The organism is Caballeronia sp. M1242 (assembly GCF_017220215.1).
Lineage (GTDB): Bacteria > Pseudomonadota > Gammaproteobacteria > Burkholderiales > Burkholderiaceae > Caballeronia.
On record NZ_CP071131.1, the window covers coordinates 86,310 to 102,356 of the forward strand.

Annotated in this window: 12 protein-coding genes and 2 pseudogenes; 4 read left to right on the top strand and 10 right to left on the bottom strand. The window is 62.9% G+C overall.

Annotation, left to right across the window (positions count from 1 at the left end):
• Positions 1-83: 83 nt before the first annotated feature.
• Positions 84-1,001, bottom strand: a complete 918-nt coding sequence (locus tag JYK05_RS19925; protein ID WP_175943028.1) for a LysR family transcriptional regulator — start codon at positions 999-1,001, stop codon at positions 84-86.
• A gap of 124 nt (positions 1,002-1,125) precedes the next feature.
• On the opposite strand from JYK05_RS19925, the gene JYK05_RS19930 reads away from it, so the two are divergent.
• Both JYK05_RS19930 and JYK05_RS19935 read left to right on the top strand, forming a co-directional pair.
• The gene (locus JYK05_RS19930) at positions 1,126-2,409 is read left to right on the top strand and encodes an MFS transporter (protein ID WP_206470259.1); all 1,284 of its coding nucleotides are present in this window, start codon (positions 1,126-1,128) and stop codon (positions 2,407-2,409) included.
• A gap of 38 nt (positions 2,410-2,447) precedes the next feature.
• Positions 2,448-3,983, top strand: a complete 1,536-nt coding sequence (locus JYK05_RS19935) for a M81 family metallopeptidase (RefSeq protein ID WP_241270059.1) — start codon at positions 2,448-2,450, stop codon at positions 3,981-3,983.
• Between the two features lie 91 nt (positions 3,984-4,074).
• Here the strand turns inward: JYK05_RS19935 and JYK05_RS19940 are convergent, their stop codons facing one another.
• The 9 genes and pseudogenes from JYK05_RS19940 to JYK05_RS26540 form a co-directional block, all read right to left on the bottom strand.
• Entirely contained in the window at positions 4,075-4,272 is a 198-nt protein-coding gene (locus JYK05_RS19940; RefSeq protein ID WP_371826468.1) for an efflux RND transporter permease subunit, read from the bottom strand.
• A gap of 481 nt (positions 4,273-4,753) precedes the next feature.
• Positions 4,754-5,019, bottom strand: a pseudogene (locus tag JYK05_RS19945) (Txe/YoeB family addiction module toxin).
• Positions 5,016-5,276, bottom strand: coding sequence for a type II toxin-antitoxin system Phd/YefM family antitoxin (locus JYK05_RS19950; protein WP_175943033.1), 261 nt, complete (start codon positions 5,274-5,276; stop codon positions 5,016-5,018). The pseudogene JYK05_RS19945 and the gene JYK05_RS19950 overlap by 4 nt, the downstream one beginning before the upstream one ends.
• A 403-nt stretch (positions 5,277-5,679) precedes the next feature.
• Entirely contained in the window at positions 5,680-6,480 is an 801-nt protein-coding gene (locus JYK05_RS19955) for a hypothetical protein (protein WP_206470260.1), read from the bottom strand.
• Between the two features lie 753 nt (positions 6,481-7,233).
• Complete coding sequence (locus JYK05_RS19960) at positions 7,234-8,985, bottom strand: ABC transporter ATP-binding protein (RefSeq protein ID WP_241270060.1); 1,752 nt, start codon at positions 8,983-8,985, stop codon at positions 7,234-7,236.
• A complete protein-coding gene (locus JYK05_RS19965) occupies positions 8,982-9,824 on the bottom strand; it encodes an ABC transporter permease (RefSeq protein WP_206470261.1) in 843 nt (280 codons plus the stop codon). The genes JYK05_RS19960 and JYK05_RS19965 overlap by 4 nt, the downstream gene beginning before the upstream one ends.
• The gene (locus tag JYK05_RS19970) at positions 9,821-10,759 is read right to left on the bottom strand and encodes an ABC transporter permease (protein WP_206470262.1); all 939 of its coding nucleotides are present in this window, start codon (positions 10,757-10,759) and stop codon (positions 9,821-9,823) included. Before JYK05_RS19970 ends, JYK05_RS19965 begins: the two co-directional genes overlap by 4 nt.
• Before the next feature lies 1 nt (position 10,760).
• Positions 10,761-12,023 (bottom strand): ABC transporter substrate-binding protein, encoded by a 1,263-nt coding sequence (locus tag JYK05_RS19975; RefSeq protein ID WP_256443440.1) that lies wholly within the window; start codon positions 12,021-12,023, stop codon positions 10,761-10,763.
• Positions 12,024-12,072: 49 nt separating this feature from the next.
• A pseudogene (locus tag JYK05_RS26540) lies at positions 12,073-12,516 on the bottom strand (ABC transporter substrate-binding protein); the annotation flags it as partial.
• Positions 12,517-13,033: 517 nt separating this feature from the next.
• Here JYK05_RS26540 and JYK05_RS19980 point away from each other — a divergent pair.
• Positions 13,034-14,227: a porin gene (locus JYK05_RS19980; RefSeq protein WP_206470263.1), complete on the top strand. Its 1,194-nt coding sequence runs from the start codon at positions 13,034-13,036 to the stop codon at positions 14,225-14,227.
• A gap of 212 nt (positions 14,228-14,439) precedes the next feature.
• Complete coding sequence (locus JYK05_RS19985) at positions 14,440-16,044, top strand: ABC transporter substrate-binding protein (protein WP_241270061.1); 1,605 nt, start codon at positions 14,440-14,442, stop codon at positions 16,042-16,044.
• Positions 16,045-16,047 lie beyond the last annotated feature (3 nt).

Here is a 16,047-nt window from a genome sequence, read left to right on the forward strand (position 1 = left end):
GCATCGGCGATTAATCAGGTTGTCGGACAATAGCGCGTCGAGCGCATCGTGTCAACGCCCAGATCGCCGCCACGCGGCACGTCTCAGGCGCTCGCCGCGAACACGCTCATCCGCTGCAGGATCCAGTTCAGTAGTTCTTCCGCCGCGCCGGAAAGCGGCCGCCGCGCTTTCACGAGGATGCGCGCTTTCGCCGCTTCGAACAGCGGATGAAGGATGGGCAACGCGACCAGTTCGCCCGCATCGATTTCCCGATACACGGAGAACGCGCCGATCAAAGTCGCACCTTCGCCCCGGGTCACGAACTGGCGCAGCACCTGCAGCGAGTTGGTGACGAGCGTCGGTCGCACCTCGATATTTTCCGTGTAGGCGAGCATTGCGATGACCTGTCCGAGACCGAAGGCCGGCGGCATCAGCGCGAGCGGATACCGCAACATCTCGGCGATGGTGACGGCGCCGCCGCGTTTCGCAAGCGGATGCGCCGCATTGACCAGAAGCACGACAGGCTGCGACGACGTCGCCCGATACACGATGTCGGGATGCGCCGGCGGGTTGTACGCGAGGCCGATGTGCGCGCGGCTCTGAGCGACTTCTTCGAGCACGTCGTTGACGGGCAGTATGTCGACGGCCACATCGAGCTTCGGGTAGTGCATATGGAAGTCACTCAGGACTTCTTCCATGAGGCCGTCGATATAACCCTCGCTGACCGCCAGCCGGATGTGCCCCCGCTGCAGGCCGTGCAACGCCCGCAACCGGTCTTCGAGCTGCTCCTGCTGCGCCTGGCAGCCGCGCCAGTATTCGAGAAGGTGCGCCGCCGCTTCGGTCGGTTTCACGCCGCGCGCCTGTCGCTCGAACAGCGGCGCGCCGACTTCTTCCTCCAGCAAGCGGATCTGCCGCGTGATGACGGATGCAGCCGTGTTGAGGCTGTCCGCCGCCGCGCGAATGGAGCCTTGCGTGAGCACTTCGTGGAAATACCGCAGCCTTCGCTGATTCAGTTCGCGCATTCCGACACCTGTTACAAGCGTTGCCCAGGAGGCAACGATAGCCGACTTCGGTTGCTCTTGCTCGTCGCATTTTGGCTGTTAAAGATGATTTCACACACGACCGAAACGTCATCGGAGAACGCCCTTGTCCGCCATTCCCTCCACGCAGATCACCGAACTGCACGCGGCGCTGTATCGCAAGCTCGACTGGCGGCTGCTTCCGTTCCTGCTGCTTTGCTATACGTTCGCGTATCTCGACCGGGTCAATATCGGATTCGCGAAACTGCAGATGCAGAGCGATCTCGGCTTCTCCGACGCGGTGTATGGCCTCGGCGCGGGCATCTTCTTTCTCGGCTATGTGCTGTTCGAAGTTCCCAGCAATCTTTTGCTGCCGAAGGTCGGCGCACGCAAGACCATCAGCCGGATCATGATTCTCTGGGGCGTGACCTCGGCGGCGATGCTGTTCGTGCGCAGCGAAACGACCTTCTATGCCATGCGCTTTCTGCTCGGCGTGTTCGAGGCCGGCTTCGCGCCCGGCATGATTTTCTATCTGACGTACTGGTACGGCCGCGCGCGCATGGCACAGGTAATGGCGATCGTGATGCTCGCGGGGCCGATCGGCGGCGCGTTCGGCGGGCCGCTCTCGACGTGGATCATGACGTCGTTCTCCGGCGCGCACGGTCTCGACGGTTGGCAGTGGATGTTCCTCGTCGAAGGCCTGCCGTGCGTGCTGTTCGGCGTGCTTGCGCTGTTCGTGCTCGCCGACCGTCCCGCCGACGCGCGCTGGCTTTCCGACGATGAAAAACGCCTGCTGGCGTCCGATCTCGATACGTCCGGCGGTCATCATTCGTTTGTGCAGGTGGCGCGCGATCCGCGTGTCTATCTGATGGCCGTGCCGTACTTCTGCTTCATCTGCGGCATCTACGCCGTGAGCTTCTGGCTGCCGTCCATCATCAAGGCGGCGGGCGTGAAGGACACGATGCAGATCGGTCTGTATTCCGCGATTCCGTATGCCGCCGCCGCCATCGCGATGATCGTCATCGGGCGCAGTTCCGACCGGCGCGGCGAGCGGCGCTATCACAGCGCGGTTCCGGCTCTCGTCGGCTCTCTGGCGCTCGCGCTCGCCACCTTCTTCGGCGGCGATCTCGCGATATCGCTGAGCTGCATGACCATCGCGACCGCAATGATGTGGTGCGCCTACACGGTGTTCTGGGCGATGCCTTCCGAGCATCTGAAGGGCGACGCCGCTTCGGGCGGAATTGCGCTCATCAACACCATCGGGCTCATCGGCGGCTTTCTCAGCCCGACGATCATCGGCTGGGCGCAAAGCGCGACCGGCAGCCTGCACGCCGGCTTGTACGTGATGGTCGCGCTGCTCGCCATCGGTGCACTCGTGCTGATCGCCATGCGTCCCGCGCGTGCGGCGTGACCTTCGCTCATTCATCGAACAGACAACGAAAACGAGAGGTGTCCATCTTGCCGAGTTCCAGTCCCACCAACCGCACCATTCTCATTGCCGGCTTTCAGCACGAGACGAACACGTTCGCGCCATCGAAGGCCGCCTACGAAAACTTCGAGCGCGGCGAAGGCTTTCCGCTGATGTGCCGCGGCGACGACGTGCTCGCGCTGCGCGACGTCAACATTCCGGCAGGCGGATTCATTCGGGCGGCGCAAGCGTCGGGGCACATGCTCGTGCCGGTGATCTGGGCGGGCGCGAGTCCGTCGGCGCACGTCACGCGCGACGCCTTCGAGCGCATCGTGGGCGAAATCGTCGACGCGGCGCGCACGCGTGACTTCGATGCGGTCTATCTCGATCTGCATGGCGCGATGGTCGCCGAGCATGTCGACGACGGCGAAGGCGAGCTGCTTGCGCGTGTGCGCCAGACGGTCGGGCGCGATGTGCCGATCGTCGCTTCGCTTGATCTGCACGCGAACGTCACGGAGCGCATGTTGCAGAACGCCGATGCGCTCGTCGCATACCGCACGTATCCGCACGTCGATATGGCGGATACCGGCGCGCGCGCGGCCTCGCTGCTCGAACGGCTCCTGGCGGGCGAGACGCTGCATGGCGCGTCACGACGGCTGCCGTTCCTGATTCCGATCAACGGCATGTGCACGTTGCTCGAACCGTCGCGCGGCATGTACGACGCCGTGAACGCGGCGGAGGCGGGCACGGTGGTGTCCGCGTCGTTCGCGCCGGGCTTTCCGGCGGCGGATTTCGCCGAATGTGGACCGGTGATCTGGGCTTACGCGCATTCGGCGGAGGCCGCGCACGCTGCCGTCGGGTCGCTGTATCGCCGCATGCTCGACGACGAGCTCGCCTGGTGCGTGCCGTTCCTCTCGCCCGACGAAGCCGTGCGCGAAGCGATGCGCCTGTCGGAAGGCGCGAGCCGTCCGGTCGTCATCGCGGATACGCAGGACAATCCCGGCGCGGGCGGCGACGCCAACACGATGGAGATGCTGCGCGCGCTGGTACGCAATGGCGCGACCGGCGCGGCCTTCGGGCTGATCTACGACCCGGCGGCGGCCGCGGCGGCGCATCGTGCGGGCGTCGGTGCCCGGCTGGAACTGTCGCTGGGCGGGCAATCCAGCGTGCCGGGCGATGCGCCGTTCACGGGTGTATTCGAGGTGGTATCGCTTTCGGACGGACGTTGCCGGTACGACGGCCCGATGATGAACGGCATGCAGGCCGAGCTCGGCCCGGTGGCCTGTCTGCGTTTCGATGGCGTGCTGATTGCGGTGAGTTCGGGCAAGGCGCAGATGCTGGATCGCAATCTGTATCGCGTCGCAGGCATTCAGCCGGAGGACATGAAGATTCTGGTTAACAAGAGCTCGGTCCATTTTCGTGCGGATTTCGAGCCGATCGCGCAGGCTGTTCTTGTTGCGAAGGCGCCCGGTCCGATGGTGGCCGATCCTGCCGACTTGCCGTGGACGCGTCTTGCGCCAGGCATGCGTACTCGGCCGGGCGGTGAGGCGTTTGGAATCGGCAGCGCGGTTGTGTGAGGACGGCGTCGGCTCGCGTGGGAATGCCCCGCGTGTGATCGGGACGCGGCACGGAAGTCGTCGGGAGCGAGGGCGGGCTGGGGCCGGGCGGTCAGGAGACGCCAGCAGGCATCAGCGACGTTCGACCACGTCCGTCTCTCGGCGATGACGCGAAAACGAAAGGTGTCGTGTCGTGCGGAACGCTCAGTTGCACGCCGCCGGGCATCCGCTTTTGCAACAACGCGAGTTGTGCGCGCACGGCCTTCGCGACCGACAGCGCGTTTGCGCCGCTGGCGAGCATGATGCCCATCGCGGCAGCGGGCTTGCCGTTCAGACGCGAGGGTTTACATAATGCAAATTAGCGTAGTTATACGTTGTAGCGGCTATATCGTAATGTCCTATTCAGGCTCGCTAGAAATGTCCGATTTCCGCTCTTGGGCGCATGCTTGGTCGATGCGTCGTCGAGGGCTCAATCATGAACAGGCGTGGACTGTTCTCGGCAAGCATGCGCGAACTGGAACGGATCAAAGTCATCGAGGCGGTCGTCCACGGTCGACTGGCTTGTTACCAGGCGCCGAGCGGCTGAATCTGTGTGTGAGGCAGATCAGCCGCTCGTGTCGGCGCTATGAGGCTGGCCCGGCCGGTCTCGTGTCGGGCAAACGCGGCAAGACGAGCGCCACCGTGCAATGTGGGGACCACCTATGGGACAACCCGCAATGGCCAGACCTATTCAATAACGAGAATTTGCTCAGGGCCCAGTAGCGCCCCGTCCGGCTATGCGGTGTCGGTCGTCAGTAGTGGTAGCGGCACGAAATGATAGTGATTTGCGTGTTTGCCACTTCGTAGACCAGCCGATTCGTTTCATCAATGCGACGGGACCAAAATCCACTTAGGTACTCTTTCAGCGGCTCAGGCTTACCGATGCCTTCGAACGGCGAGCGCTGCACCTCTTTGATAAGTTGATTAATGCGCTTAGGGTCTTCTTGTCCTGACTCTGCCAGTAGAAGTAATCGTCCCACGCCTCGGCAGTCCACATGATGTTCAACGCGCCGTTCATTCGGTGTCGTCAACTAACTTGCGGGCCTTCACCTTGCCCGTGCGTGCTTGCGCAATTGAGCGCTCCAGATGGGCTGCGTTCGCGGGGGAGCGCAGAAGATGAACCGTTTCCATCAAGCTGTCGTAGTGCTCTTGCGACATGACAACGGCATTTGGCGCGTCGCGGCGGGTGATGAGCGTCACTTCCACATCCTCAACTACCTGATCAATAACGCGCTTCAGATTGGCGCGAGCGTCGGTGAACGGGATGGTGCGCATATGTCCTCCTCGGTGACTAATCTGTACCGTTATAGGTACAACTCTAACGCACACACCGACGAACATGTACAGTGACCCGTACATGTATGGCCATTGTCGCTTCAAAGCACGGTGAGAAAGAGGCCGAGCGGAGGGACGTTGTTATCTCGCGCGACGAACCTTGGAAGGTTGCTGGCATCGCCGCGTAGCCGCCAAGGCAGGGCACTGCCACGCTAACCAGTTATCAGACGCAACCGTCACGCGTCCCCGAGTCGCTTGAACAACTCACGATGCTCAGCATAGATGGCAGCCATCTGTGACAGACTGTCATCCCGCGCATATCGCTTGGTTCCGGCGGCTAACTTACGGGCCGAATGGGACAGAGCCTGTCGCCTCTTAAGCAGTTTCACCCGTACACGTTGTTTCATGGGCGCGAATAGGCGACAGTGGAAGCACCCGCCTCGGCCACCGGCGCGACGACCGGCAACGGCTTTTGGGGTAGCGTCCGGGTCAGGAGGTCAAGTAGATGCCGACGAGCCTTTGCCGCCTCAGCCCCTGCCTTCCCTCTCCAGTTTGCCGGGTGTTGAATTCGGTAGCACAAGAGCTTCCCGTACATCTCGAACTCCCAGAGCTGCATGTTAGGAATCCCGACGTCCTCCCAATCGCGGCGCCCCACGCAGACTCTTCCGACTCCCTTGGTCGGAAAAAATTCGCGCCTGGTGGCCGCCGACGCTGACCCGTGCGCGAAGATAACGACGTCTGGCTGAAAGTGGTCGAACTGTACTTCCAGCAGCCGTTTGGAAAGGCGCTTGATCTCGGGAAAGTATTCCGAGCCGCTGGGGTTCCTTCCACCGGCATCGATGCAAAACAGGTTTGAGTAGATCAGTCCGCCTGGATCGAACCGATCTGCTAGAGCGCGCATGAAGTTGAAGAAGGTGGTGCCGCCGTCCCCATTTTTCGCGAGCCATTTGTCGAAGGATGCGCGATGCTTGGCAAGTGCCTTTGCCACGTATGCGTTCACCCCACCACCCTCGGCGCTTATGTGCCAATGCTTGCCGCCGAATTCCCTGCCGATCACCATTATGCGCGGTGCGCCCGGGTCTTTGGGACCGTTCACGAGAAAGGGCGTAGAAAGCCCTCGCGTCTTTGCTACAGAAGGATCTAGGAAAGATGGGTGCGTCGTCGCTAGGATTTCGGCGTAGCGCGCTTCAAGCTGTTCGTCCATATCGGTCTTGTGTTAGGGAAAGCAATTCAAAATACGACACGCTCAACCGCGTCCGCGGAATCGGTGATGTCCCGCCCGAAACCGGCCACCTTGTTACAAGCCGTCAAGCAGCAAACCGCCGAAACAGGTCAGGGCGACAGAAGCAATGCTCGGATGCCGTGAGACGGCAGACGAGAAAAAAGAGCCTCGACCCGGTTTCCCCAGCGAGGCTCACTTAACACCTATGAACGTGCGACGAAGTGTTCTGCACTTCTCGATCTGCGCTCAAACGGCTACTTCCCAACTGCGGCTCCTGCTTCCCGCTAGACTACCACTGCTCCCCGGAACGACTTATGCGAATGGGGAAGCGACGAACGTGAGACGCGTTTTCGGCAACCGCTTGTCCGGATAGGTGTGGAGCGTAGGCCGGGATCTCGGTGACTGCCTTTTCTGCGACTCGTGGTGTTCATCGCCACAAGAAGTAGTGTACGTATGGAACGCCAATCATCAAGCGACGAAGAAGCAAGGAAACCGGGCTCTGTCCTCGCGATAGGACGCGCGTCGCATGCCGATGAAGCGCCACGCACGCACGCGGCCGTTTGCGCGATGCGGCCAAGCAACGTGCGCAAGGAAGCGGCGCCCGCGCTCGACGAACCAGCCAACGCCGATGCGCTCCTGGAACTTGAAGCCGCCCTCGAAGACGCCGACCCCGAAGCGCGCAATACTCGCATAGCAAAGGAGCGGCTTGGAATGCGCCACCGATGACGCCCCGCGTCAAAGCATCGGTTCTCGCGCGAGGGACGCCGCTTCATCGCGTCTTTCATCGTTCTCGTGCCGCAAAGTCGGCGCCGATGCCTTCAGCAGTCGTGTATAGGCGTGCCGCGGATGCGCGAACACCGCCTCCACGTCGCCCTCCTCTACGACGCGCCCAGACTTGAGAACGAGCACTCGATCGCACAGATGGCCCACGACATCGAGGTCATGCGAGATAAAGAGCAGCGCGGTCGCATGGCGGGCTTGCAAGGACACCAGCAGATCGAGCACCTGCGCCTGCACATAAACATCGAGCGCGGAAACCGGCTCGTCGCAGACGATCAGCGCCGGCTCCGGCGCAAGCGCCCGCGCGATCGCCACGCGCTGCCGCTGCCCGCCGGAAAGCGACATCGGCCGCCGGTCCAGATACGCCGCGCTTAGCCCGACCTGCTCCAGTAATTCGACGCTGCTATCGAGGGCCGCCGCCTTCGAAAGACCTCGCGAATGCAGCCCCTCGGAAAGCAATTCGCGCACGGCATGCCGCGGATCGAACGAACTCAACGGATCCTGCGGGATATATTGCATGCGGGAGCGCAGCGCACTACGCGCGGTCTCGCCGATACCGGCGCCGTTCCATTCACGCCCCAGGAAACGCACGGCCCCGCGATCGGGCGCGAGCAACCCCAGCACGATATTCCCGCAAGTACTTTTGCCCGATCCCGATTCGCCGATGATGCCAAGCACTTCCCCCTCGCGCACGCGAAACGACACATCGTCGAGCGCGGTGAATCGTTGGTCGCGCGCCCTGCCGCGCCGTCCATAGGTCTTGCCGATACCCATCACATCGAGCACCGCGCGATCCGACGGAGCCGCCCGAGGCGGCATCTGATCCCGTACGATCGCCGGCATCGCTCCGCCCGTCGTGACGGCCATGCGCGCCGAACTCAGCCGATGCCCGCGCGACTCGAGCGATGGCTGGGCGGCCAGCAACTGCCGCGTGTAGTCGTGCGACGGATGCTGCAGCACGTCGCGCGTCGCGCCGCTGTCGACGACCGTGCCGCCGTGCATCACGAGCACGCGATCCGCGATGCCCGCGACCACCGCCAGATCATGGCTGATGAGCAAGACGCCCACGCCCTGAGCGAGACGCTCGCCAAGCACCGCTAGCACTTGCGCCTGCACGGTCACATCGAGCGCGGTGGTCGGTTCGTCAGCGATGACAAGCGCCGGGCCGGCCGCGATCGCCGACGCGATCAGCGCGCGCTGGCGCAGGCCGCCCGAGAGTTCGTGCGCGTATTGCCGAGCACGCATTGCCGGTTCGGGAATGCCGACATCCGTCATCACGTCGTGCACCCGCGCACGTCTATCGGCGCGCGAGCGCAGCACGCGATGATGCGCGAGCACCTCCTCGATCTCCGCGCCGATCGTGCGGAGCGGATCGAGCGAGACGAGCGCGTCCTGCATCACCAGTCCGGCAAACCGACCCCGCAAGCCACGCCAGTCGCGCTCGGCAAACGCGAGCGCGTCGCGTCCGGCGATCTCGAAGCGTTCGGCGCCGATCCGCGCCCCGCGCCCCGCGAGACCGATCAGACTGCGCGCCGTAAGACTTTTGCCCGAGCCGGACTCGCCGACGAGCGCGACGCATTCTCCGGGCCGGATCGTCAGATCGACGCCCTTCACGAGCGGCGTGCCGCCGTTCGCATTCGCGAAACCGATGGACAGCCCGCGAACCTCCACGAGCGGCCGATCCGTCATCGATGCCTGCGGCTTCATGCGCGCACCTCGAACTTGCGTTGCAGGAAGCGGCCGATGACCGCGAACGACAAGACGGTCAACGTGATCGCCATGCCCGGAAACACGCTCGGCCACCATGCGACGCGCAACACGTCGCGTCCTTCGGCGAGCATCACGCCCCACTCGGGCGTCGGCGGTTGCGGACCGAGCCCGAGAAAGCTCAGTCCCGAGACGGCGATGATCGCGCTGCCGATATCGATCGTCGCGATGACCGGCACCGCGACGAGCACGTTCGGCAGCACATGGCGAAAGAAAATCTGCATGCGCGACAGACCGAAACTCACCGCGTGCGTGACGTAATCCGCGTGGCGCACGACAAGCGCCTGCGAACGCAGCACGCGCCCGAACTTCGGAATGCCCGCGATACCCACGGCAATGGCGATATTGACGATGCCCTGTCCGAGGAAGGTCACGACGAAGAGCGACAACAGAATTGGCGGAAATGCGGAGAGCACGTCGAACACGCGCGACGCGGCTTCAGCGGCGAGACGGTTCGACAAGCCCGCAAAGAGGCCGACGACGAGCCCGATCGCGAGGCTCACGGTCATGCTCGCGAGTCCGATCAGCAACGAATAGCGCGCGCCATGTATCACGCGGGACAGCACGTCGCGCCCGATGCGATCGGTGCCGAACCAGTGCTGCGCGTCGGGCGGCTGCAGCGTCGCGGCAACGTCGCTCACGAGCGGATCGAACGGCGTCACGATGCGAGGAAAGGCCATCGCCATGCCGAGCGCGACAAGAAACGCCATGGCGATCATCACGCCCGCGGGTAGCGGCGCGCGCCCCCGCGCGAATGCGGTACTAATAGCGGTGCTCATTGTCTGCGCAACCTCGGATCGATGAAGAGATAGGCGATGTCGAGCACCGTCGAAATGACGACATGCACGAACGCCGCGAGCAGCACGACGGCCAACACCACCGGCACGTCTTGCGATGTCACCGCGTTGAGCGTCACGCTGCCGATGCCAGGCCTGCCGAACATTTTTTCAGTGATGACCGCGCCGCCGAGCAGGCTGCCGATCAGCCAGCCGCCGAGCGTCACGACAGGCAGCAAGGCATGGCGCAGCACATGACGCGCGCGCAGAACGAGTTCGGACACGCCGCGCGCACGTATCGTCGTGACAAATGGTTTCGCCAGTGCCGCTTCGATCGATTCACGCATCACTTGCGAGAGGATCCCGGCGGTCGGCAATGCCAATGTCACGGCGGGCAGGACAAGCGCGCGCCAGCCGTTCGCCCCCGATACGGGAAAGAGCCGCAACTGAAAGGAGAACGCGATCAGCAGCAACATGCCGAGCCAGAACACCGGCGTCGACGTGAACGTGAGCTCGATCAGCGACGCGCATCGCGCACCGAGCGCGCCCCACGCCCCACGCGTGCCCTCCCCGCCCGCCGTCACCGTCGCCACCCCAATGGCGAGCACGAGCGCAAGCGCGCCGGCAGACAATGCGAGCTGCATCGTCGGCCAAAGCTGGCTGCGCAGCACGTCGAGCACCGGCTGCTGCATCACGAACGACGTGCCCAGGTCGCCATGCGCGAGCCGCAGCAGGAATTGCCCGTATTGCCACGGCAGACTGTGATCGAGGCCCCACTGCGCGGCGATCGCCTCGCGCAAGCCGGGATACGCGAGATCGCCCGCGAGCACGTCCTCGATGCGTCCGGGCAGCGCATGTATCGCGATGAAAGCCACCGACGCCGCGAGCCACAGCACGAGCAATCCCGTCAGCAGGCGCGTCGCAATCTGTCTGCGCATCTCACGCTCCCTGTTTGTCGATCCAGATGTCGTAAGCGCTCGCCGGGCCGTCGAGTTGCGGTTCGAAACCGATGCCATGGACATTCGACTTCGACGCGAGGTGATACACCGGCGCGAACAGCGGCACGATGAACGCCTGATCGACGGCACGCGCCTGAATCTCGCCGAGTAGCTTGCGCCGTTCATCGCCGATCGGCATCAGGCGCGCGCGGTCGATGTCGCCAGTGATCTTCTTGTCGGAGGCAGGAATGGCGTTATACAAGAAGCCCTTGTCGCCGAGCATGTCCCACAGTTCCATCGCGACATCGGACGGGTTGTCCGTGTTCGGATAGATGAACCACACGCCGGTCGCCTTCTGATTGGCGAAGTCGCCCGCGGTCGTGATGCGCAGGTTCAGATCGAGTCCGATGTTCTGCCGCAGCGCCGACTGCACCGCACGGATCAGCACGTCACGGCTGTCGCGGACGTAAGGTTGGGGATAACCGACTTCGATCGTTAGCCGCTTTCCGTCCTTCGTGCGAAACCCATCCTTGTCGCGCGCGGTCCATCCGGCTTGGTCGAGCAGACGGTTCGCGTCGGCGATCTTGTTGCCCCATGAACCCTCGAGTTGTTTCGCGTAGTCCGGATTGTCCGGACCGATGTTCGACCATGCGCGCCGCACCGTGCCGAGATACACGCTCTTCACGATGGCGTCGAGGTCGAAGCCGTCGCGCAGCGCGCGCCGCACGCGGACGTCGTTGGCGGGCGGCACCGTGTAGTTGATGTTCAGCGTGAACGATGTGGTCGCGGACGGACCGTGCACGTACTGGAAGCCATCGACCTTGTCGAACACGGCGATGTCTGTGGGCTGCACGCCTTCGATCAGATCGACCTGCCCCGAACTCAGCGCGCCGGTTCGCACGGCCGCCTCAGGCAAGAACCGATAAGTGACGCGATCGAGATAGGCCGGTCCGCGATGCGCTGCGTTGTCGGGCGCCCATCGATAATCGGGATTGCGTTCGAAGGTCGCCTGCTGTCCGCGCTGATACGACTTGAACACGAAAGGCCCGGTCCCGACGATGCCCGGTCCCCCGCCGCACAGGTCCTTGTTCTCGGCGAGCGCCTTCGGCGAGATGAAGCCGAGCTTGACGCTCGAGAGCGATTCGAGCGTCGTGGAATCGGCCTGCTTCATCACGAGCCTGGCGACGTAAGGCGACACCACTTCGACGTGATCGAACGCTACGAGCAGCGACGCGGACGCCGATGTCGTGCTGACGTTCCTCAAGGATGTAGTCGAAGTTGGCTTTCACCGCGTCAGCATTGAACGGCGAGCCGTCGGTGAACTTCACGTCGTCGCGCAGCGTGAATGTGTAGCTCTTGCCGTCGTCGGCAATGCTCCACGACTTCGCGAGCCACGGCGCGTAGGTGCCGTCGGTGCGCTTCGAGACGAGGGAATCGATGTAATTGCGGATGACCCAGAACGAGTTCTGCTGCGACGAACGATGCGGATCGAAGCAAGCGGGTTCGGTCGTCACGCCCCAGGTGAGATCGCCGCCCGTCGCTGGTTGTCTTGCAGCCGCGTGCGTGGATGTCGCGGACTCCGATTTGCCGCAGGCGGTGATCGCCGCGCTTGATGCGATCGTCACGACTATGGCCAAAGCGCGTGTGAGCGCCGGTCGTTTCACGTTCATCGAATGGAATTCCCCGAGCAGACAGAAGACGCGATGCCCCCGGCCTTTAGGGTGGTCCGGCGCAGCGTGCATACGGGCGGGCGGCATCGCGATAGATTGGAAAGCTTACGGTCGCCATGACATGTGAGGCAACGAAGCAAAGTTCATAAACATATTTGACGCCTAACCTTGGAACCGCGCATCCGCCAGAGTCGAATAGAAGAGAAGCGGCCCTTTGTGCAGCCCTGCGATCCTGGGAATAGAACTTTTCGTTTGCACGAATTGCGCGTGTACTGTTCGCGTGCTGCTGCGAGTTGCCTCGACAGGGCGCGCAACGTCGGGCGCTCGCGCGCGACCCATCGCGTGATGACCGCCGCGCGGCCTGAACGGTGGAAGGATCGGGGAGGCCAGCTGGTCATAGCCGAAGTTCGGTTTGGCACCGCGCGAATTGCCGACACGATGGCTTGCCCTTGCGCACATCGGTTCGGTTTCACAAATGCTTCGCATTGCAAATCGACCCGCGTCGACATTACAAATCAGAATTCGTTCGTTCGGCATCGGTAAGCGTGACCGTAAGATCGCCTTCCGCCGAAAACTCCTGGTTAACACTTACAAAAGGAATCGAATGAAACGAGTCGAACTCGCCAGCGCTGCTGGCTTGATGGTCGCCCTCTCCGGGATTGCTCAGGCACAAAGTTCGGTGACGCTCTACGGGTTGATCGATGCCGGCATCGCTTACACGAACAACCAGCGCGGAGCCTCGAACGTCCAGGCGACCAGCGGCAAGCTCAACGGCAGCCGCTGGGGCATCAAGGGCGTCGAAGATCTGGGCGGAGGCTATACGGCGCTGTTCACGCTCGAAAACGGCTATCGCGTCAACGACGGCACGCTCGCGCAAGGTGGACGCGAGTTCGGGCGGCAAGCGTATGCGGGCGTGGGAAAGAAAGGCATCGGCACGCTGACGCTCGGGCGTCAATACGATCCGAACACCGATCTCGTCGCCCTCTTCGCAGGGCCGGGGTTCTGGTCGCCCGCCACGCACGTCGGTGATAACGACAATCTGAACCAGACGTTCCGCATCAACAACGCGGTGAAGTTCAAGAGCGATACCATCGCGGGCTTAACCGTCGATGCACTGTATGCCTTCAGCAATCAGGCCAACAACGGCGCGGGCGCGGGCTTCGGCAACAACCGCGCGTGGGGCGTATCGGCAAGTTACGGGCGCGGGCCGTTGTCGCTCGGCGCGGGTTATGTGCGGCTAGACCATCCGAACGCGACGACGAATACGAGCGGCGCGATCGGCGGTGCATCGACGACATCCGGCGATGACTACAGCGGCGCGCTCTTCTATGGCCTCAACGGTGGGGTCGCGCGTCAGCAGATCACCGTGGCGGGCGGCAATTATGCGATCGGATCGCTGGCGACGATCGGCTTCGCGTGGAGTCACACGCAGCTCGACTACAACGACGGCTCCTCGCGCAAGTTCAATAACTACGACGTCAACGGACGTTACAGCCTCACGCCGGCGACGACGCTCGTAGGCGTCTACACGTTCACCGACGGCCGCGCTTACAGTCTGCCCGGCACGAACGGCGCGACCCTGAAGCCGCGCTGGCATCAGTTCACGCTGGGCGTCGATTACGCATTGTCGAAGCGTACCGACGTGTATCTGTCGGGCGTCTATCAGCTCGCCGCAGGCGATGCATCGACACGCGTCGGCACCGGCTATCGAACGATTGCTGCTATCGCCGACGCCGGCGCCGCATCGTCGACGAACCGGCAAGTGGCGGCGTTTGGCGGCGTGCGGGTGAGGTTCTAGGCGAGTCGTCATCGGGTTGTGAATCGAGGCCTGCGTTGATGATCGCTGGGCAGCCAGGCATCGACCTGTTCTGCAGCGACGGAATATGTGCGCGCTTGCTCCTGTTGGTAAAGTATGCGATCGAACCCGCTCTCACGCGGGATGACAACCCTTCTCGTGCTAAAGCGACAATGACAACAATCGCCGCAACACGCAGTGCATGGGCCGCGCCAATGCGCTTCGTCGCCCTCTCAGCGCTTATCGCGCTGGCCGCATTCAGCGCCGCGCCGCAATCCGCGCAAGCAGCAAGCAAGACGCTCGTGTTCTGCTCCGAAGGTAGTCCCGCCGGTTTCGATTCCGCGCAATACACGACCAGCACGGACTTCGATGCCGGCGCGCACGCCGTCTTCGACACGCTGGTCGAATTCAAGCGCGGCACGCTGGATCTCACGCCGGGTCTCGCCGAGACGTGGGACGCGTCACCGGATGCGAAGACCTTCACGTTTCATCTGCGTCACGGTGTGAAGTTCCAATCGACGTCCTACTTCAAGCCGACGCGCGACTTCAATGCGGACGATGTCGTGTTCACTTTCAAACGCATGATCGACCCGAACGAGCCCTTTCAGAAAGCGCATCCGGTCAGCTTCCCGTATCTGACTGACCTCGGCTACGACAAAAACATCGCGTCCGTCGAGAAGCTGGACGATTACACCGTGCGCTTCACGCTCAAGACGCCGGACGTCGTGTTCGTGCGCAATGTGGCGATGGAATTCGCATCGGTCGTATCGGCAGAATATGCTGCGCAGTTGCTCAAGGCCGGCAAGGTCGAGGACTTCAATCAGAAGCCCGTGGGCACGGGCGCGTTTGTCTTCCGCGATTACCAGAAGGATTCGACAATTCGCTACGACGCGAATCCGACTTTCTGGAACCGCAAGGACGTGCACATCGACAAGCTCGTCTTCTCGATCACGCCGGACGCTGCCGTGCGCGAACAAAAGCTGGAGAGCGGCGAATGTCAGCTCACGTCGTTCGCGCGGCCGGCCGATATTGCGAGCGCCAATAAGAAGCCCAATCTTGCGGTGCTGTCGGGCGTGGGCTTCAACGTCGCTTACGTCGGATACAACACAACGCACAAGCCGCTCGACAACGTGCAGGTGCGCCGCGCGCTCGACATGGCTATCGACAAACAGGCGATCATCAAGTCCGTGTACGAAGGCGCCGCGACGGTCGCGACCAACCCGATGCCGCCATCGCAATGGTCGTATAACAAGGCGTTGAAAGACGCGCCCTATGATCCGGCGCGTGCGCGAGCGTTACTGAAGGAGGCAGGGTTTCCGGATGGTTTCGCCATCACGCTCTGGGCCATGCCTGTGCAGCGCGGCTACAACCCGAACGCGCGGCTGATGGCGCAGCTCATCCAGTCCGACTGGGCGAAGATCGGCGTCAAGGCGAACATCGTGACTTACGAATGGGCCGAGTACAACAAGCGCGCGAAAATCAATGGCGAGCACGACGCCATCCTCTACGGCTGGCTCGGTGACAACGGCGATCCCGACAACTGGCTCGGCACGACGCTCGGCTGCGACGCCGTGCACGGCAGCAACATGGCGAAATGGTGCAACAAGCAGTTCGACGATCTGCTCTCGAAAGCGAGGCTTATCACCGATCAGAGCGCGCGCACGAAGCTGTATGAAGAAGCGCAGGTCGTCTTCAAGGACCAGGTTCCTTACACGCCGATCGCCCACGCCAACACGTTCCAGCCCATCTCCAAGCGGGTGCACGGATACTTGATTAGTCCGCTGGGCGGCCATCGGTTCGATGGCATAACGCTTGAATAAACG

Excerpts from the sequence above, each read along its gene's own strand:
- JYK05_RS19925 (WP_175943028.1), bottom strand. The coding sequence starts at position 1,001 with ATGCGCGAACTGAATCAGCGAAGGCTGCGGTATTTCCACGAAGTGCTC.
- JYK05_RS19940 (WP_371826468.1), bottom strand. The coding sequence starts at position 4,272 with ATGGGCATCATGCTCGCCAGCGGCGCAAACGCGCTGTCGGTCGCGAAG.
- JYK05_RS19950 (WP_175943033.1), bottom strand. The coding sequence starts at position 5,276 with ATGCGCACCATCCCGTTCACCGACGCTCGCGCCAATCTGAAGCGCGTT.
- JYK05_RS19955 (WP_206470260.1), bottom strand. The coding sequence starts at position 6,480 with ATGGACGAACAGCTTGAAGCGCGCTACGCCGAAATCCTAGCGACGACG.
- JYK05_RS19960 (WP_241270060.1), bottom strand. The coding sequence starts at position 8,985 with ATGAAGCCGCAGGCATCGATGACGGATCGGCCGCTCGTGGAGGTTCGC.
- JYK05_RS19965 (WP_206470261.1), bottom strand. The coding sequence starts at position 9,824 with ATGAGCACCGCTATTAGTACCGCATTCGCGCGGGGGCGCGCGCCGCTA.
- JYK05_RS19970 (WP_206470262.1), bottom strand. The coding sequence starts at position 10,759 with ATGCGCAGACAGATTGCGACGCGCCTGCTGACGGGATTGCTCGTGCTG.
- JYK05_RS19980 (WP_206470263.1), top strand. The coding sequence starts at position 13,034 with ATGAAACGAGTCGAACTCGCCAGCGCTGCTGGCTTGATGGTCGCCCTC.
- JYK05_RS19985 (WP_241270061.1), top strand. The coding sequence starts at position 14,440 with ATGCGCTTCGTCGCCCTCTCAGCGCTTATCGCGCTGGCCGCATTCAGC.